Here is a 17,397-nt window from a genome sequence, read left to right as displayed (position 1 = left end):
AACAGTCACGTGAAAACGTGAAGTCGCATCAATAACCGATAACAAAACGAGGAAACGAACCATGATCAACCGGAGGAGCGTCCTCAGCCTGATGGCCGGCACCGCAGTGCTGCCCGCGCTCGGCGCCGCGGCCGCCTGGGCCGAGGAAAAGACCATTGTCTATTATCTGAAGAACGTGACCAACCCTTTCTACAAGCATGTCCGAGACGGTGCCGAGCGCGCGGCCAAGGACAGCAAGATCAACATCCAGATGGCCGCGCCGACGAAGCCGGACAATATCGAGGAGCAGATCCGCCTGGTGGAGGACTGGATCGTAAAGAAGCCAGAGGGCATGGTCTTCGTGCCGGTGGACTACAAGGCCCTAGTACCCTCGGTACAGAAGATTCAGGACGCCAAGATTCCCCTCGTCATCTACAACAACAAGATGGCCGACATCCACGGCGCGCCCTTCGTCGGCCTCGACGACGAGGAGATGGGCTACCAGGCCACCAAGAACCTCATCAAGGCCATGGGGGGCAAGGGCAACCTCGTCCATATCGACGGCGTGCCTGGTGCCATCACCGCGCAGGACCGCAAGCGCGGCATGGAGCGCGCCCTGAAGGAGCATCCCGACGTCAAGCTGGTGGCCTCGCAGCCGGGCAACTATCGCCGCCTGCCGGCCGTGCAGGTGTTCGAGAACCTGATGCAGCGCTTCCCCCAGATCGACGGCGTCTTCGCCGCCAACGACGACATGGCGGTCGGCGTGGTCGAGGCTGCCAGCGCGGCCGGCCGCCCGGTGAAGGTGGTGGGTGTCGACTGCATTCCCGACGCGCTCGCCGCCATCAAGGACGGGCGGATGCTCGGCTCCATGGACACGCAGCCCCATGCCCAGGGCTACATCTCCACCCGCGCCATGGTGGAGATGTTGAAGGGCAACAAGGTGCCTCCCACCATCATGCTGCCCCTTGCCTTCGTCGACAAATCCAACGTGGAGGCGGCCATGGTGCCCCCGGCCCAGCGCCCCGCGCCGGACTGGGACAAGGTGGTGGCGGCCCAACGGGCCGGCTGAGATGCGGGGCGGGCGGACTACGTCTCACCCGCCCCGGCTTCCTGCGCCGGAGCAAGGCCCCGAGCCTGCGGCGCGACGCTCACTTCGGGAGGAACACATGGCGAGCACGATGCCCCTGGCGGCTGAGCCGCTGGCCGAGATGCGCGGGATCTGCAAGCGCTACGGCGGCGTGCAGGCGTTGCAGAACGCCGAGTTGAAGATCTATCCGCGCGAGATCCACGGCCTGCTCGGCGACAACGCCGCCGGCAAGTCCACCCTGGTAAAGATCCTGTCCGGAGCGGTGGCGCGCGACGAGGGCGAGATCCTGTTCGACGGCCGCCCGGCGCAGCTCAACAGCCCGCGTGACGCCAAGGCGCTGGGGGTAGAGACCGTCTACCAGGACCTTGCACTGGCCGACAACCTGGACATTGCTTCCAACCTCTTCCTTGGGCGGGAGCTGCGCTACGGGGGCCTCGCCCGCCCGTTCATGAACCGGCGACGGATGGAGGACGAGGCGGCCGCCCTGCTCGACCGCCTGAAGATCAACATCCCCAACATCCGCCAGTTGGTGCGGAACATGTCGGGCGGCCAGCGCCAGTGCGTCGCCATCGCCCGCTCGGTCTACTTCAACGCCCGCGTCATCATCCTGGACGAGCCCACCGCGGCGCTCGGCGTGAAGGAGACGCAGAAGGTTTTCGACCTTGTGGCGGAGATGCGCGAGCAGGGCCACTCCGTGGTGATGATCTCCCACAACCTCAACCACGTCTTCGAGATGTGCGACCGCGTGACGGTGATGAAGACCGGACGCGTCGCTGGCACCCGCCACATCTCCGAGGTCACCAAGGAAGATGTGGTGACCATGATCATGACCGGTGCCCCGCCCTCGCCCCGCGGCGGCGAGCGCCTCGACGCGCGCAGCTACGCCTGACCCTTTCCTTATCCCTGATGCGAGGACCCATGTTCGAGAACGTTCTTGTAACCGGAGCCAACGGCCTGCTCGGCCGGGCGGTCGTGGCCGAGATGACCGGCCGGGCGAAGCTGCGCGGCTTCGATCTGAAGGCGGGCACCGAGCCCATCGAATGGCATACGGGAGACCTCACCGATCCCGTGGCCGTGGCAAAGGCGGTGGAGGGCCAGGACGCCATCATCCAGATTGCCGCCATCCCGAACATCTGGTCCGGCGACGGGCGCCGGATCATGGAGGTGAACGTGGGCGGGCTTTACTTGCTGCTCTCTGCTGCCGAGGCGGCGGGCGTGCGGCGCGTGGCCATCTGCTCCTCCGATTCCGTGGTGGGCTTCACAGTCAAGGAAGGCCGGATGATCCCCCCGGATTACGTGACGGTGGACATGGCCCATCCCCTGCGCCCCACCGACCCCTACGCGCTCAGCAAGCTGATGGGTGAGGAGGCCGGCCGCAGCTTCGCCAACCGCGGCATGGAGATCGTGGTGCTGCGCCCAGTCTTCGTCGCCTATCCGGAGATGTACGGCGAAATCCAGGCCCGCGCCGCGGCGCCGGAAAGCTATCGCGGCACGCCTGCAGGCGGCCCCTCCTCGGCCGGCGGCGGCCCGTGCTGGCACCATGTGGACCCGCGCGATGCCGCCCGCGGCTTCCGCCTGGCGCTGGAGATGAAGAACGTGCTGTTCGACCGCTTCTTCCTGTGCGCCAACGTCACCCTTTCGCCGGAGCCGACGCTGGAGCGCCTGAGGCGTGTGCTTGGCCGCCTGCCGGAGGTGCGCCGGCCCGAAGTCTACGCCCGCAACCCATTCGCACCGCTCTACGATCTCGATCACAGCCGTGACGTGCTCGGCTTCGATGCGCAGTACGATGCCCGCTCAATCGCCGTTCCGGCGTCCGCCGCATGAGCGCCGCGGCCGCATCCCTACCTGCGGGCGCTGCAGCGGCCCGCTTCCTCCCGGTGGCCCTTGCCGGCCGCCGGGTGGTGGTGACTGCCGGTGCCGCCGGCATTGGACGCATCATCACCGAGGGCTTCCTCGCCGCGGGCGCGCAGGTTCATGTCTGCGACGTGGACCCAGCCGCCGTGGCGGATGCGGCCGGAAGCGGTGAAGACCAGCTCACCGCCAGCATTGCCGACGTAGCTGACCCGGCTGCGGTGAGGGCGCTGTTCGCCGAGGCAGCGGACCGCCTCGGGGGGGTGGACGTGCTCGTCAACAATGCGGGTATCGCCGGCCCCACCGCCGGCATCACCGACATCGAGCCCGACGACCTGCGCCGCACCATGGCTGTGGACCTCGAAGGCATGTTCCACTGCGCACGCCAGGCGGTGCCGCTCATGCGCGCGGCCGGCGGCGGCCACGTCATTAACCTCGGCTCCATCGCCGGGCGGCTGTCATTCGCCATGCGCTCCCCCTACTCGGCGGCAAAATGGGGCGTCGTGGGCTTCACCAAGAGCCTCGCGCTGGAGCTCGGACGGGAGAACATCCGCGTCAACGCCATCCTGCCCGGCCACGTCAACACCCCACGTTTCCGCGACGTGGCCGCGCGGCGGGCGCAGACCCTGGGCATCCCCGCCGAGGAGATGGAGCAGCGCTTCCTGGAGCCGGTGGCCCTCGGGCGCACCGTGGAGCGGGAGGATATTGCCAACATGGCGCTGTACCTGTGCTCGCCCTTCGGCTCGGCCATCACCGGCCAGGCCATCAGCGTGTGCGGCGGCGTCGAGATGATGCGGTAACCGGGCGCCTTGCCCGTCACCCTGCGGCCGCGACGCGCTAATGGCACGCGCCGGCAATGATCTGACGGAGAATGAAATGGATTTCGCGCATGTGGTCGTTACCGGCGGTAGCGGTCGCCTCGGCCGGCACGTGGTGGAGCGGCTGAAGGGCAAGCACCGGCTCAGCGTGATCGACACCCGGCCGCCGGCTGATCCCGAGGTCGGCTACATGGACGTGAGCATCCTCGACACTGCGGGGCTGCGTCGGGCGTTTCCAGATGTCGATGCGGTCGTGCACCTCGCAGCGGTCCCGAACCCGCGCACCTCAAGTCCGGAACTATGCTTCACCACCAACACCGTGGGCACCTGGAGCGTCCTCCAGGCGGCGGAGGACGCCGGGGTGCGGCGTGTGGTGGTCGCTTCCAGCGATGCTGCCACCGGCCTGCATTACAATCCCAAGGACTGGGCGCCGCTCTACCTGCCGGTGGATGAGCAACACGCAATGCGGCCCAGCGAGGTCTACTCCCTCACCAAGGAGATCACCGAGTGCATCGCCCGCTCGTTCGCGGTGCGGGGCAAGCTGGAGGTCCTCGCTATTCGCCCCGGGCACATCGTGTTCGAGCCGGAATACCCCGAGCTCGGCGAACGCGGCTCCAACGTCCAGAACTATCACTTGTGGGGCTATGTAGCGCCGCAGGACGTAGCCCAGGGCTTCGAGCTGGCGCTCGCGCTGGAGGACGGCAGCTACGACTGCTTCTTCATTGGCGCCGCCGACGGCCTCAACACCCGCCCCACGCTGGAACTGATCATGGAGCGATTCGGCCGCCTGCCCGAGATCCGACGGCCGGAGATCTACGCCGCCAACCCCACCGCCGGCGTGTTCGACATCACCCACGCCGTCGAGAAGCTCGGTTACCGCCCGCAATTCACCTGGCGCGATTTCGGCGGCCAGGCCGTCGCGGCGCGCAAGTCGGCCTGACGGCCGGCATCCCCACCAAAGGAGCCTTCCTCATGGCCGAGACCACGCCTCCCGGCACCGACATCTTCGGCGTCAACACCTACTCCTATACGTTCGACTGGGGCGCCGCGGACTGCGTACGTCACCTCTCCGACCAGGGTTACCGCGGCATCGAGCTGATGATGTATCCCGGCCATCTGTGGCCCGGCGGCACAGGCACGGCGAGCGCCACCGAGGTGCGCCGCGCTCTCGACGCCACCGGCCTGCCGGTGGTCTCGGTGAACATGCCCAACATCGACATCAATATCGCCGCCGCGTCCGACGAGATGCGCGCCTACTCCCTCGAGCTGCTCACCCGCTTCGTCGAGGTGGCGGGAGAGGTGGGCGCCCCCGCGATCATCGTCGGGCCGGGCAAGGCCAATCCCCTGTTTGCTCCCGCCCGTGACCTGCTGCTCGGCCACTTCCGCGCAGCGCTGGACCGGCTGGGCCCGGCCGCCGAGAAGGCCGGTACGCGCATCCTGGTGGAGAACATGCCGTTCGCCTTCCTGCCGCGGGCGCAGGAAATCATGGCAGCGCTGGATGACTACGGGAACGACGACATCGGCGTCATCTACGACGTGGCCAATGGCCATTTCATTGGCGAGGACCCCTGCGAGGGCCTGCGCACGGTGAAAGACCGCCTCGGCCTGGTGCACTTCTCCGACACCGGCCGAACGATCTACCGCCACGATCCCGTAGGGCTGGGGGACGTGCCCTTCTCCAGCGTACCCCCGGTGCTGGAGGAGATCGGCTATCGGCAGATGCCGGTGCTGGAGGTGATCTCCCGCAATGCCGACGCCGACACGCGCGACAGTGCCGAACGACTCGCAGCCCTCGGCTATGTCTGAAGCCAAGCCGGAACTCTCCGCCGTCGGCTTCATCGGCCTCGGCAATATGGGAGGCCCCATGGCCCTCCGCCTGCTGGCGGCGGGCCATGCCGTATCGGTGTGCGGGCGCGACGCGCGCCGGCTCGATCCGGTGCTCGCGGCCGGCGCAGTACGGTGTGCCGACCCAGCGGAGGTGGCCGCGGCTTCCGACATGGTGCTTACCTGCGTCACCAACACCGATGCGGTGGAGGAGGTGCTGTTCGGGACACGGGGCTTGGTCCACGGCGCACGCCCCGGCCTGGTGGTGGTGGACATGTCCACCGTCTCGCCCGATGCCACCCGGCGTTGGGCCGAATACCTCAACCGGAATCACGGCATCGCCTGGCTCGACGCTCCGGTGTCCGGCGGGCCGTCGGGGGCGGCGTCCGGCACACTCGCCATCATGGTGGGCGGCAGCCCCGCCGTCTTCGCGCGGGCGCGGCCGGTGCTCGCCCATCTCGGCCGGCCGACGCTGGTGGGCGAAGCCGGCGCAGGACAGACGACGAAGTTGGTAAACCAGATCCTCGTCGCCGGCCTCACCGCCCTCGTGGCGGAGGCCCAGGGGCTGGCCGCCCGTGCCGGGCTCGATGTCGCCGCGCTGCCGCAAGCGCTGGCCGGCGGTCGGGCGGATTCCGTTCTGCTGCAGCTGTTCTGGCCACGCATGGCGGCCGGGGACTACGCCCCCACCAGCACCGTCACCAGCATCCTGAAGGACCTGGCCATGGTGGAGAGCATGGGCCGCGCCAAGGCCGCCGCGCTGCCTCTCACCGCCCTTGTCACCGAGCTGAACCGCTGGCTGGTGGCGCAGGGCCACGCGGGCGAGGACATCACTGCCCTCTACCGCTTCTATCGCCCCGCATCAGCCTGTTGATACCCAGGCGCCGCCCCGACGTGGAGGACGACAGTGCCGCTGATCCACACTGCCCACCTGAAGGTGCGGCCCGACATCGTTGGGCTGTTCCGCGACCGCCTGAAGCGTCACGCCGCCACCAGCCTTGCGGCGGAGCCTGGGTGTCTGCGCTTTGACCTGTTCCAGGAGAGGGCGACGCCGGAGCTATTTTTGCTGGTGGAACACTATGCTGACGCGGTGGCGCTGGACGCCCACCGAGCCTCGCCCCACTATCTCGCCTTCCGCGCCGACGTAAAGGACTGGGTGGAGGAGCGCACCTGGTGGTTCTGGGAACCCGTGGAGGACTAAACCCCGATGGCCTTGCCGCAACCCGCTCCTCTCACCGCCCCGGAGGTCGCCCAGCCCCGGCTGCGCCATGCTCCGCTCTCCCCCTTCGCCCGCAAGGTGGTGGTGGTGGCACACGAGCTCGGCGTCCTCGACCGCATTGAGATCGTGCCCTGCGACGTCTGGGCTCCCGACACCGACATCGCCGGCGACAACCCCCTCGGAAAGGTGCCAGCCCTGCGCACCGCCGCGGGTGCGATCATCGGCGCCACCCTCATCTGTGAATGGCTCGGCACGCTCGCACCCGAGCACCCGCTGCTACCGCAGGAGCCCGCGGCGCGGTGGGCGGCGCTGCGCGCCCATGCCGTCGCGGACGGCATCATGGAGGCCGCCGTCACCTACACGATGGAGCGGATGCGCCGGCCGCAGGACAAGATCTGGGAGGGCTGGCTAGAGCGACAGGAGGGCAAGATCTGCCGCGGCCTTGCGCATCTTGCTGCGCTGCCCGCGGAGGAGCGGGCGAACATCGACCTCTACACCCTGACGCTGGGCTGCACCCTCGGCTATTTGGATTTCCGACTGCCGCACCTCGACTGGCGGGCGGATCACCCGCAGTTGGCTTCCTTCGAGGCCACGATCAGCGAGCGTCCATCCCTTCAGGCAACGGCACCGGTGCGCTTCATCTGAGCGCGCCCGCAGCGCCGACTACGGGATCAGCAGAAGGGAGCCGGTAGTTGCTCGGCTCTCCAGGTCACGATGGGCGCTGGCGGCCGCGGCAAGCGGGTAGCGGGCGGAAATTTCCACCCGCAGCACACCGTGTCGGACTGCCTCGAACACAGCCTGTGCCGCCCGCTCCAGTTCGTGGCGGGTGCCAAGATAATGCGCGCCGGTGGGGCGCGTGACGTAGAGCGAGCCCTTCTGAGCCAGCATATTGACCTCCAGGTCCCGGATCGGCCCCGAGGCCGCGCCGAAGCTCGCCAGCACACCGCGCGGACGCAGGCAGTCGAGCACGGCCGGGAAGGTGGCCTGCCCCACGCCGTCATACGCGACATCGCAGAGGCGGCCAGCGGTCAGTGCCCGCACGCGCTCGGCAAAGTCCTCCTCGCGGTAGAGAATGATCTCATGGCAGCCGTGATCACGGGCGAGTTGTGCCTTCTCGCGGCTGCCAACGGTGCCGATGACCCACGCACCGCGGTGCGCCGCCCACTGGCACAGCAGCAGGCCCACGCCACCCGCCGCTGCCTGCACCAGCACCCTCATCCCTGGCTCGACGCGAAACGTCTCGGTGAGGAGATAGAAGGCCGTAGTTCCCTTCAGTAGTACCGCCGCCGCCACCTCGTCCGAAATGCCGTCGGGGATGCGCACCAGCTGGTGGGCAGGCATCAGCCGCTCGGCCGCATAACCGCCGAGGGGAGCGGAATAGGCGACGCGATCTCCCGGCGCGAGCGTCGTCACGCCCTCGCCCACTGCTATCACCACGCCTGCCGCCTCGTTGCCGGGAATGAACGGCAAGGCCGGCGGCCGATTGAGGCCCGAGCGGAAGTAGATGTCAATGAAGTTCACCCCGCACGCCGTCTGCCGCAGCCGCACTTCGCCAGCCCCCGGGGCTGCGACGTCCAATTTCTCCGGCACCAGCACGTCCGGCCCGCCGAAAGCATGCACCCGCACCGCTGTGACCATCCACGCCTCCCACTCACGAATGGGATTTCGCCAGCTCCGCGTGCCGCTCCATGGCGTAACGCACCAGTGCGGCGAAGCGGTAGAGGCCGTGCACGAACTTGCCGTAGGGCATAGTGAGGAAGAAGCCAAACACGAAGCCCAGATGCACCGCCAGCATGGCGCCCATGGCCGGCGTCGCGCGCAGCACCAGCAAGGCGAGACCCGTCAGCGCGGTCAGGAACAGCATGCCGAGGAAGGCCACATCCATGCCCTTGCGCGTCTCGTCCATCATGGCCGGATCGCGCTTCATCTTAGCCAGGAGCAGCCCGGCCGGCCCTACTGTTAGGCCGATGCCGCCCAGCGTGCCCAGGACCACCGGCAGGTCCCACCACGGGTAAGGCGCATGGCGGCCGAACAAGTAGGCATAGAGCGTGGCCACGGAGGTAGCGGCGAAGCACAGAGTGAAGCCGTAGAAGGTGAGGTGGTGGTAGAGGCGGCGGTTGTCGGTGGGTTTCTCGTCGGCATTCATGCAGCCGACGCCGCCGCCATCGAGATAGCGCAGCCGGCCGGCATCCTTCATCGCCTGCCACACCGACGGCGCATCGGGCGGGAGCGGGTTCCCCGCCGCCATGTCGCGCCAGAACGCGCGCAGGCCCATGACGAGAGCGAGGAGGGCATAGAGGAACACGGCGCCGAACAGTGCCACCATGGCGCCGTGGGGCATGATGCGGAAGAAGGCGCCCTCCCCCGCCTGCCGGCCGAACATCACCGCCGGATCGCTCAGGGCCATGAAGCCGCCGAGGAAGCCGGCCACCGACAGCGCGGCGATGAAGGCCACCGCCACCCCGTTGCGCCGGAACAGGCCGGCCAGCGGCCCTGGCCACGCATAGCGCGCGTACGAATCGTTGCGTACCACGGCAAGGGTGCGCGGCACGTTCACGTCGAAGGCATGGGGCGGCGAGAACTGGCAATCGTAATAGCAGGCGCCGCAGGAATGGCAGAGGTTCGCCAGATAGTTGAGGTCGCCGTCGGAGAACGCGCGCCGCATCTCCATGGCCGGGAACACGGCGCACAGCCCCTCGCAATAGCGGCAGGAGTTGCACACCGTCATGAGGCGCCCGGCCTCGGCCAAGGGGGAGGCGGGGGCATTCATCTGGAACGGTTCCTTGTTGCCGGGGGCGTGTTGCATGCTGCTGCGGACAGCCGTATGGGGCTGGGCACGAGCCTTGGAGGAGCGCCGTGAACCACGAGGACACCGCCGCGGCGCCGCGGAGCGAGGGCGCCCCCGATGACGGCCTTTCGCGTGCCCAGCGCGTCTACGAACGCCTGAAGGAGGACATCCGGGCCGGCGTCCTGCGGCGCGGCGAGCGGGTGCGTGAGGAAACCGTGGCGCGAGCGCTGGGCGTCAGCCGCACGCCGGTGCGCGAGGCGCTCGCCCGCCTGCAGGCGGGTGGCCTTCTGGAGGTCACGGCCAATGGCCTCGTGGTGGTCACCATCTCCCACGCGCAGACGCTGGAGCTTTACGCCATGCGCGAGGTGCTCGAAGGCTCGGCGGCCCGCTTCGCCGCCCAGCATGCGGCGCCGAGCGAGGTTTCGGTACTGATGCGCCTCGGTGCCTCCTTCGCGGACGCGTTCGGCGATGCGATCCGGCTGGCAGATCTCAACCGCCGCTTCCATGCCGCGATCCTCGACGCCGCGCACAACCGCTATCTCGTGCGGATGCTGGAGGAATTGAGCGACGCCCTGGCGCTGCTGCCGGGCACCACATTCCAGCTGCCCGAGCGCGGCCCGCTCGCCGTGGAGGAGCATGCCGCAATCGTGGAAGCCATCGCGGCACGCGACCCAGATCGGGCGGAGCAGGCCGCGCGCCATCACATCCAGCAGGCGCAGGAAGCCCGCCTTACCCTGATGCGGTTCTGAGCACGGCCGCGCGGCGCCGCCCCTCCTCTCAGTTGAGCACACGGCAGGCCGCCCCCTCGCCGGCAACTTTGCCGAATACGCTGCCGATGGTCATACCGATGCCGGCGGCATAGCCCCGGCCCAGTACGTTGCCGGCCATGATCTCGCCGGCGGCGAACATGTTGGCAGCGCGCGTCCCGTCCGCCATCTCCATTCGCGCCTCGCGGTCCACCTTCACGCCGAGATAGGTGAAGGTGATGCCCGGCCGCACCGGATAGGCATAGAAGGGCGCCTCATTGATGGGGCGGGCCCAGTGGGTCTTGGGTGGGGTGAGATCCCGGGTGCGGCAGTCGTCGAGCACGGTATGGTCGAAGTTGCCGCCGGGCACGATGGCGGCGTTGAAGCCGCGCACCGTCTCCGCGAACCTCTGCGCATCGAGGCCGAGCTTGGCGGCGAGGCCCTCCAGGGTAGGCGCGCTGATCGGTGGGTAGAGCGACGGCATGAACGATGTCAGTGACTTGGTATCAAACACGATGTAAGCGATCTGGTCCGGCTGCTGGGCCACCAGCCGCCCCCAGATGGCGTAGCGCTTGGGCCAGAAGTCCTCGCCCTCGTCATAGAAGCGTTCGGCCTTGTTGTTCACCACGACGCCGAAGACCACGCAGTCGAGCCGGGTGATAATCCCGCCGTCGAAGCGGGGAGCGCGGGCGTCGATGGCCACCGCATGGCACTGGGTGGGGTCTCCCACTGCCTTCACGCCCTTGTCCAGCAGCATCCGCAGCAGAGTGCCGCGATTGTAGGGCGTACCGCGGATGAGGAAGTTCTCCGCTGGCGGACCCCAGTGCTCTCTCAGCCATTCGATGTTGGCCTCGAAGCCGCCGGCCGCGGCGACTAGAGTGCCCGCCTGCACCTTAGCCAGGTTGTCGGCGTGGCGGACGTCAGCGGAGAGGAACATTCCGTCCTCGATCTCCAGATCCACCACCTCCGCATCGTAGGCCACCTCTACCCCCAGGGCCTCGGCGGTACGGTAAAGGGCGTTGAGCATGGAGCGTCCGCCACCGAGAAAGAAGGAATTGGTCCGCCCGAGGCTGAGCGTGCCGCCAAGGGAGGGTTGGAAGCGCACCCCCTGCTCGGTGATCCAGGAGAGCATGGGCTTGGACTCGGCGATCATGAAGCGCGCCAGCCCCTCGTCGGTCTGGCCCTGAGTGACGCGCTTCAGGTCGTCCCAGAACTCGTCCTCCGTATAAGGGCCGGTCAGGGTGTCGGTGGCGAAGTCGTGGGCGCAGCGCATGTTGCGGGTGTGACGCGTGTTGCCGCCACGGTAAAAGCGGGGCGCCGCTTCCAGCACCAGCACCGAGGCCCCTTGCCTCCGCGCAGCGATGGCGGCGCACAAGGCCGCGTTGCCGCCGCCCACGACCAGCACGTCCCACTGCCGCTCCAGGGCGTTCATGAGTCCTCCCTATCACTGCATTTGTTTGTATACAATCGCGCACAATATTCACCCATCGCTCATGCTTCCGTCAAGATGGCGCGACCGAAACCACCCGGCCCCATCGGCGTACGCAGGATTTACGAGAAGCGATAAGGCGGAGATCGGTTCTGGGTGGTCGCGATCATGACTTTTCGCTCTACAGATGGGTCGATCAGTACAGCGGTACGTAGCTTTCCCATTGTCGCGCTACCGGAGATGAGCGCCAAGCGAGCCATTTTTGTGGACAGATCGATCTCGTCGATCAAGACGAACCTTGGGGGTCGAGGTCGCCCTGGTCCTCGAACCGGTACCGGCGCCGTTTCAGAACATCCTGAGCCCCCAATCCTGCGCATGCGCAGAGTTTATTGAACGTCTAGCCGCACCCCCGCGGCCAATCCTTTGAAACGGTGTTGGTTGGACGCGATCGAGGGATGTCAGGGCCGGTCCAGCCGTTCCGCATACGTAGGCGTGAGCAAGGAGTGGCCCCCTCCTTCATCCACCCGGCCGACGCTGCTCAGGCGCCGAGGCGGATCTCCGTTTTGGCATACCAAGGGGCTCACTCGGCGGCCTCTTGGCGCGCCAGGCAATCTAAGAGCTGTGACAACGCCTCGGCCGGAGAAAAACTTCGGCAGAGGCAAATCTTCCAGATGGTAGGCCGAAAGGGCTGTTACCAGCGTTTCAGAGACACTTAGCTGTGAGACCGCCGTCGATCGGCAGGGAAGCGGCCGCAATGAAATGCGCCTCATCCGACGCCAGGAAAACCGCTGCGGTGGCCACATCCCAACCGGCCCCATGCATCCCATGGGGCAAGCTTCATTGCGCGCTCGCTTCATCTCGGAAACGTCCTGATTGGGGTTCTTGATCTGAGCCGCAACGAACGGCGTGTCCATGAACCCGGGAAGAATCGCGTTTGCGCGAATACCTTCCCGCGCATACTGATGTGCGATCGAGACCGTAAATTGGCTCAAAGCCGCCTTCGACGTATAATAAGATACGCACGAAAAGACCTTATAGCGGATGTCAGCGGTTGATAAATTATTTACGATAGCGCATTTATTCTGTTTAATCAGATACTTTATGACATTTTTCATGTAATAAATGCGCTATTCAAATTACCGTCAAGAACATTATCAACATCTTCTTCCGACAGATCCACAGATCCGCCCATCTTGACGATATCGACATTGTTGAACAGCACATCGATGCGACCAAACTTACCAATGACGGCATCCACCATCTGCTTAAGCTCAGCGGACACCGTCACATCGGTCCCAACGGACATACACTCGGGGCCGCTTTCGGATTCGATGATGGCCTTGGTTTCCTGCGCCGCCTCAAGCTTCGCATCAACAGCAATCACGATGGCGCCTTCGCGAGCGAACCGCACGGCTGTTGCCTTGCCGTTGCCCCAGCCAGGACCAACAGAGCCGGCGCCTGAAACGATTGCCACTTTACCCTCAAGACGTCCAGTCATCTTACGCTCCTCACCATCTCAGAATTACCGCCAAATGACAGTTATATTGACCGAACCATCAACCCTTATTGGCCGTTTTGCTGGTTGTCAGAGCGCACAATAGCCGGAATACTCCGACTTTTGCTATGGAAAGTCGCCGCCTCAGATTGGCTGCGACTTCACGAGCAGACGCTTCGCGGAGAAACTCAAGCGCGAGACAGGCAGCGATTTTATCGTCCGGTCCGCGAATCTGTTCTTCTGCGGCATACTCTCGAGCCCTCCCTTCGGCGGAGACCCAAATCTCACGATGCGGCATCTTGGCAGTTTCAGCGAACGAGAGGCCTACTTCACGTAGCAGCGATAGCCCTGATATGTCTTGGATGGATGCGGTGACGCAAAAGCTCCCTCGGATACTGTCAATCACGTCGAAACGCTCGCAAATATTGCGGCTCATTTTGCTGAACCCGCTTTCTATAATCGAGACGGTGCGCGGGGTTGGATTTGAGGTGCGTTCCAAATATACCTTGGATGCGAGCACAGCGGGGGACTGCACTTCATAAGTGGTAAAAAAGCGCCGCTCGGCCTCTACTGCTTCAAAACGGCGGCCAATTTTAAACCCTGCCATCCCAAGTATTTCCTTAAAGTGCTCCTCTTGGTACCAGTCTTCATAGACGACCTCCCTTCCCGGAAGGCAGTCGTTCCAAAGAACGAGGATCCCACTCATTGCGCTCCTCCATATGTTGTTGTGACGAGGCTAAAGAGGACGAGAAGGAGATCGAGGCGTCCAAGTACGACCTCGCCTACATCGCGCTCGAAGGCACCATCGGCTGCATGGTGAACGGCGCCGGCCTCGCCATGGCCACGCTCGACATCATCAAGCTGTACGGCGAAAGCCCGGCCAACTTCCTCGACGTGGGCGGCGGCGCCACCGAGGAGAAGGTGACGGCGGCCTTCAAGATCATCACCGCGGATCCCAATGTGAAGGGCATCCTGGTCAACATCTTCGGCGGCATCATGAAGTGCGACGTGATCGCGCGCGGCGTGCTGGCGGCGGTGAAGGCGGTGGGCCTGCAGGTGCCGCTGGTGGTGCGCCTCGAGGGCACCAACGTGGAAGAAGGCAAGAAGATCATCCGGGAGTCGGGTCTGAACGTGATCCCGGCCGATGATCTGGATGATGCGGCGCAGAAGATCGTGGCCGCTGTGAAGAAGGAAGCTGCGTGATGTCCGTGCTGATCGACGCCAACACCAAGGTCATCACCCAGGGCTTCACCGGCAAGAACGGCACGTTCCACGCCGAGCAGGCCATCATCTACGGGACCAGGATGGTCGGCGGCACCTCGCCGGGCAAGGGCGGCTCCACCCACCTCGGCCTGCCGGTGTTCGATACCGTGATCGAGGCGAAGGAGAAGACCGGGGCCGACGCCTCGGTGATCTACGTGCCGCCTCCGGGGGCGGCCGACGCCATCCTGGAAGCCATCGACGCCGAGATCCCGCTCATCGTCTGCATCACCGAAGGCATTCCGGTGCTGGACATGGTGAAGGTGAAGCGGGCGCTGTCGGGCTCGAAGTCGCGGCTGATCGGGCCGAACTGCCCGGGCATCGTGACGGCGGGCGAGTCGAAGATCGGCATCATGCCGGCGAACATCTTCAAGAAGGGCTCGGTGGGCGTGGTGTCGCGCTCGGGCACGCTGACCTACGAGGCGGTGTTCCAGACCTCGCAGGAGGGCCTGGGGCAGACGTCGGCGGTAGGCATCGGCGGCGACCCGGTGAAGGGGACCGAGTTCATCGACGTGCTGGAGATGTTCCTGGCCGATCCGAAGACCACGTCGATCATCATGATCGGCGAGATCGGCGGCTCGGCGGAGGAAGAGGCGGCGCAGTTCATCGCCGACGAGGCGAAGAAGGGCCGCAAGAAGCCGATGGTGGGCTTCATCGCCGGCCGCACGGCCCCTCCCGGCCGCCGCATGGGCCATGCGGGCGCCATCATCTCCGGCGGCAAGGGCGGCGCGGAGGACAAGATCGCGGCCATGGAGGCGGCGGGCATCCGCGTGTCTCCCTCGCCGGCCCGCCTCGGCAAGACCCTCGTCGAGGTCCTCCGGTAGGTTGGGCTGCAGAATCCACCCATCGTTGCCTCCTGGACAAAAAACGGGAAGTGGGCGATCAGGAGGGCGGTCACCAAGCTTCACACTCCAACCGGTGGGACAGTGAGATGCGCTGGCTTTATCAGCAGCACACAACATCTCCCTCGCTCAGCTGTGATTGGCAATGAGAACGGCGCCGCCGCCTTCTCAAGACGGGGGCATATCGAAAACCCGAATAGTGTCCATTACAGGTACATAGTTGTCCGCCACAAATGCACCTCAGCAAAGAGAAAGCCGAGAGGCCACGCAGGAACTTATGGGCCAACGCGCCGACAGCACGTTTGGCCCATTTGTTGCTCGGTAGATCTTGGGCTATCGGCACCCAGCTTCCAGGCGGGTTGGGATGACCGCAATCATCGGAACAACGGCACAAAACAAATACGTTCATCACTCGATGTGGCGTTCTTCTCGAGCATGCCACGGGCGAATTGATTAACTATCGACAAGGGATAAAACAGTTGAAAATCGGAGCTCTCAGAGAGATCTTTCGAGGTGAGGCGCGCGCCGCCATGACGCCCGAAAGCGCGGCGCAGCTCCAGAAATTGGGGCATCAATGCTTCGTGGAAGCCGGCGCGGGAGCCGCGGCGGGCTTTTCCGACGTGGCCTTCCAGGACGCCGGCGTGACCGTGCTCCCAGATGCGCGCGCGCTCCTCGATGCCGTCGATTTCGTGGTGAAGGTGCGCCCACCCGAGCTGTCCGAGCTCGACTTGATGCGCAAGGGCCAGACCCTCGTCTCGTTCTTCTATCCGGCGCAAAACGAGGATCTACTCTGGAGGACCAACGCACTCGGCGTCAATGTCGTCGCCATGGACATGGTGCCGCGTATCAGCCGCGCGCAGAAGATGGACGCGCTGTCCTCGATGGCGAACATCGCCGGCTATCGCGCCGTGGTCGAGGCCGCCAACAATTTCGGCCGGTTCTTCACCGGCCAGGTGACTGCGGCCGGCAAGGTGCCCCCCGCCAAGGTGTTGGTGGTCGGCGCCGGCGTCGCGGGCCTCGCTGCGATCGGTGCCTCCACCAGCCTCGGCGCCATTACCTATGCCTTCGACGTGCGCCCCGAGGTCGCCGAGCAGATCGAGAGCATGGGCGCAGAATTCGTCTTCCTCGACTTCGAGGAGACGCAGCAGGACGGAGCGGCGACCGGCGGCTACGCTGCACCCTCCAGCCCGGAGTTCCGGGCCAAGCAACTCGAGAAGTTCCGCCAGCTCGCCCCAGAGATCGACATCGTCATCACCACGGCTCTGATCCCGGGGCGCCCGGCGCCCAAGCTATGGTTGAAGGACATGGTCGAGGCGATGAAGCCCGGCTCGCTGATCGTCGACCTGGCAGCCGAGCGCGGCGGCAATTGCGACCTGACCATGCTCGACGAGAAGATCGTAACCGAGAACGGCGTCACCATCATCGGCTACACCGACTATCCCAGCCGCATGGCGACGCAGGCCTCCACGCTCTACGGCAACAATATCCGCCATCTGCTGGCGGATCTAACTCCGAAGAAAGACGGGTTCGTCGTCCACAACATGGAGGACGACGTGATCCGCGGCGCCACGGTCGCCTATGACGGCGAGATCACCTTCCCCCCGCCGCCGCCGAAAGTGAAGGCGATCGCCGCGCAGAAACCCCGGGCCAAGGAGAAGGGGCCGACGCCGGAAGAGAACCGTGCCGCCGAGGTGGCCGCCTTCCGACGTGCCACCCGCTATCAGGTCGCCCTGCTGGCGGCGGGCGCCGTGATCGTCGTGCTGCTCGGCGCGGTGGCGCCGCCCAGCTTCATGAGCCACCTGATCGTCTTCGCGCTCGCCTGCTTCGTCGGCTTCCAGGTGATCTGGAACGTCAGCCATGCGCTGCACACGCCGCTCATGGCGGTGACCAACGCGATCTCGGGAATCATCCTCCTCGGCGCCCTGCTGCAGCTCGGATCCGCCAACTGGCTGGTGCTGATGCTCGGGGCGATCTCCGTGCTGATCGCGTCCATCAATGTCGCAGGCGGCTTCCTGGTCACGCGCCGGATGCTCGCCATGTTCCAGAAGTCGTGAGGGGGCGA

Annotated in this window: 16 protein-coding genes and 2 pseudogenes; 13 read left to right on the top strand and 5 right to left on the bottom strand. The window is 65.8% G+C overall.

The window, feature by feature from the left end; all coding sequences use genetic code 11:
* Positions 1-61 precede the first annotated feature (61 nt).
* From V5F59_RS03100 to V5F59_RS03060, 9 genes are all read left to right on the top strand, one after another.
* Positions 62-1,048 (top strand): sugar ABC transporter substrate-binding protein, encoded by a 987-nt coding sequence (locus V5F59_RS03100; RefSeq protein ID WP_393983220.1) that lies wholly within the window; start codon positions 62-64, stop codon positions 1,046-1,048.
* A 97-nt stretch (positions 1,049-1,145) separates the two neighbouring features.
* Positions 1,146-1,955, top strand: coding sequence for an ATP-binding cassette domain-containing protein (locus V5F59_RS03095; protein WP_393983219.1), 810 nt, complete (start codon positions 1,146-1,148; stop codon positions 1,953-1,955).
* A gap of 29 nt (positions 1,956-1,984) precedes the next feature.
* Positions 1,985-2,890, top strand: coding sequence for an NAD-dependent epimerase/dehydratase family protein (locus tag V5F59_RS03090; RefSeq protein WP_393983218.1), 906 nt, complete (start codon positions 1,985-1,987; stop codon positions 2,888-2,890).
* Positions 2,887-3,717 carry an SDR family oxidoreductase gene (locus tag V5F59_RS03085; RefSeq protein WP_393983217.1) on the top strand — a complete coding sequence of 277 codons (831 nt, stop codon included), beginning with the start codon at positions 2,887-2,889 and terminating at the stop codon, positions 3,715-3,717. Before V5F59_RS03090 ends, V5F59_RS03085 begins: the two co-directional genes overlap by 4 nt.
* A 76-nt stretch (positions 3,718-3,793) precedes the next feature.
* Positions 3,794-4,675 (top strand): NAD-dependent epimerase/dehydratase family protein, encoded by an 882-nt coding sequence (locus V5F59_RS03080; RefSeq protein ID WP_393983216.1) that lies wholly within the window; start codon positions 3,794-3,796, stop codon positions 4,673-4,675.
* A gap of 32 nt (positions 4,676-4,707) precedes the next feature.
* Positions 4,708-5,541 (top strand): sugar phosphate isomerase/epimerase family protein, encoded by an 834-nt coding sequence (locus V5F59_RS03075; RefSeq protein ID WP_393983215.1) that lies wholly within the window; start codon positions 4,708-4,710, stop codon positions 5,539-5,541.
* Positions 5,534-6,430, top strand: coding sequence for an NAD(P)-dependent oxidoreductase (locus tag V5F59_RS03070; protein ID WP_393983214.1), 897 nt, complete (start codon positions 5,534-5,536; stop codon positions 6,428-6,430). Before V5F59_RS03075 ends, V5F59_RS03070 begins: the two co-directional genes overlap by 8 nt.
* Before the next feature lie 33 nt (positions 6,431-6,463).
* The gene (locus V5F59_RS03065; protein WP_393983213.1) at positions 6,464-6,757 is read left to right on the top strand and encodes a putative quinol monooxygenase; all 294 of its coding nucleotides are present in this window, start codon (positions 6,464-6,466) and stop codon (positions 6,755-6,757) included.
* 6 nt (positions 6,758-6,763) lie between these two features.
* Positions 6,764-7,420: a glutathione S-transferase family protein gene (locus V5F59_RS03060; RefSeq protein WP_393983212.1), complete on the top strand. Its 657-nt coding sequence runs from the start codon at positions 6,764-6,766 to the stop codon at positions 7,418-7,420.
* Between the two features lie 18 nt (positions 7,421-7,438).
* Here the strand turns inward: V5F59_RS03060 and V5F59_RS03055 are convergent, their stop codons facing one another.
* Together V5F59_RS03055 and tcuB are read right to left on the bottom strand one after the other, a co-directional pair.
* The gene (locus V5F59_RS03055; RefSeq protein ID WP_393983211.1) at positions 7,439-8,413 is read right to left on the bottom strand and encodes a quinone oxidoreductase family protein; all 975 of its coding nucleotides are present in this window, start codon (positions 8,411-8,413) and stop codon (positions 7,439-7,441) included.
* Positions 8,414-8,426: 13 nt separating this feature from the next.
* On the bottom strand, positions 8,427-9,545 hold the full coding sequence (gene tcuB / locus V5F59_RS03050) for a tricarballylate utilization 4Fe-4S protein TcuB (protein WP_393983210.1): 1,119 nt from the start codon (positions 9,543-9,545) through the stop codon (positions 8,427-8,429).
* Positions 9,546-9,631: 86 nt separating this feature from the next.
* Between tcuB and V5F59_RS03045 the strand changes: the two genes are divergently transcribed.
* On the top strand, positions 9,632-10,312 hold the full coding sequence (locus tag V5F59_RS03045) for a GntR family transcriptional regulator (protein WP_393983209.1): 681 nt from the start codon (positions 9,632-9,634) through the stop codon (positions 10,310-10,312).
* Between the two features lie 28 nt (positions 10,313-10,340).
* Here V5F59_RS03045 and tcuA read toward each other — a convergent pair whose 3' ends face one another.
* The 3 genes and pseudogenes from tcuA to V5F59_RS03030 all read right to left on the bottom strand — a co-directional run bounded on the left by tcuA (position 10,341) and on the right by V5F59_RS03030 (position 13,939).
* Positions 10,341-11,741 (bottom strand): FAD-dependent tricarballylate dehydrogenase TcuA, encoded by a 1,401-nt coding sequence (gene tcuA, locus V5F59_RS03040; RefSeq protein ID WP_393983208.1) that lies wholly within the window; start codon positions 11,739-11,741, stop codon positions 10,341-10,343.
* A gap of 699 nt (positions 11,742-12,440) precedes the next feature.
* Positions 12,441-13,236 (bottom strand): annotated as a pseudogene (locus tag V5F59_RS03035) (SDR family NAD(P)-dependent oxidoreductase).
* A gap of 58 nt (positions 13,237-13,294) precedes the next feature.
* Positions 13,295-13,939: a hypothetical protein gene (locus tag V5F59_RS03030; protein ID WP_393983207.1), complete on the bottom strand. Its 645-nt coding sequence runs from the start codon at positions 13,937-13,939 to the stop codon at positions 13,295-13,297.
* Between the two features lie 23 nt (positions 13,940-13,962).
* Between V5F59_RS03030 and sucC the strand changes: the two are divergent.
* The 3 genes and pseudogenes from sucC to V5F59_RS03015 all read left to right on the top strand — a co-directional run.
* A pseudogene (gene sucC, locus V5F59_RS03025) lies at positions 13,963-14,436 on the top strand (succinate--CoA ligase subunit beta); the annotation flags it as partial.
* The gene (gene sucD / locus V5F59_RS03020) at positions 14,436-15,317 is read left to right on the top strand and encodes a succinate--CoA ligase subunit alpha (RefSeq protein ID WP_509211183.1); all 882 of its coding nucleotides are present in this window, start codon (positions 14,436-14,438) and stop codon (positions 15,315-15,317) included. The pseudogene sucC and the gene sucD, both read left to right, overlap by 1 nt.
* A 497-nt stretch (positions 15,318-15,814) precedes the next feature.
* Positions 15,815-17,389 (top strand): Re/Si-specific NAD(P)(+) transhydrogenase subunit alpha, encoded by a 1,575-nt coding sequence (locus V5F59_RS03015; RefSeq protein ID WP_393983206.1) that lies wholly within the window; start codon positions 15,815-15,817, stop codon positions 17,387-17,389.
* Positions 17,390-17,397: the final 8 nt, after the last annotated feature.

The organism is Xanthobacter nonsaccharivorans (assembly GCF_043194755.2).
GTDB lineage: Bacteria > Pseudomonadota > Alphaproteobacteria > Rhizobiales > Xanthobacteraceae > Xanthobacter > Xanthobacter autotrophicus_G.
Note: the sequence above shows the minus strand (reverse complement) of the source record. Positions and strands in the feature narration are given on the sequence as shown.

Coding starts and splice junctions, on each gene's coding strand:
- V5F59_RS03100 (WP_393983220.1), top strand. CDS start 62: ATGATCAACCGGAGGAGCGTCCTCAGCCTGATGGCCGGCACCGCAGTG.
- V5F59_RS03095 (WP_393983219.1), top strand. CDS start 1,146: ATGGCGAGCACGATGCCCCTGGCGGCTGAGCCGCTGGCCGAGATGCGC.
- V5F59_RS03090 (WP_393983218.1), top strand. CDS start 1,985: ATGTTCGAGAACGTTCTTGTAACCGGAGCCAACGGCCTGCTCGGCCGG.
- V5F59_RS03085 (WP_393983217.1), top strand. CDS start 2,887: ATGAGCGCCGCGGCCGCATCCCTACCTGCGGGCGCTGCAGCGGCCCGC.
- V5F59_RS03080 (WP_393983216.1), top strand. CDS start 3,794: ATGGATTTCGCGCATGTGGTCGTTACCGGCGGTAGCGGTCGCCTCGGC.
- V5F59_RS03075 (WP_393983215.1), top strand. CDS start 4,708: ATGGCCGAGACCACGCCTCCCGGCACCGACATCTTCGGCGTCAACACC.
- V5F59_RS03070 (WP_393983214.1), top strand. CDS start 5,534: ATGTCTGAAGCCAAGCCGGAACTCTCCGCCGTCGGCTTCATCGGCCTC.
- V5F59_RS03060 (WP_393983212.1), top strand. CDS start 6,764: ATGGCCTTGCCGCAACCCGCTCCTCTCACCGCCCCGGAGGTCGCCCAG.
- V5F59_RS03055 (WP_393983211.1), bottom strand. CDS start 8,413: ATGGTCACAGCGGTGCGGGTGCATGCTTTCGGCGGGCCGGACGTGCTG.
- tcuB (WP_393983210.1), bottom strand. CDS start 9,545: ATGAATGCCCCCGCCTCCCCCTTGGCCGAGGCCGGGCGCCTCATGACG.
- tcuA (WP_393983208.1), bottom strand. CDS start 11,741: ATGAACGCCCTGGAGCGGCAGTGGGACGTGCTGGTCGTGGGCGGCGGC.
- V5F59_RS03030 (WP_393983207.1), bottom strand. CDS start 13,939: ATGAGTGGGATCCTCGTTCTTTGGAACGACTGCCTTCCGGGAAGGGAG.
- sucD (WP_509211183.1), top strand. CDS start 14,436: ATGTCCGTGCTGATCGACGCCAACACCAAGGTCATCACCCAGGGCTTC.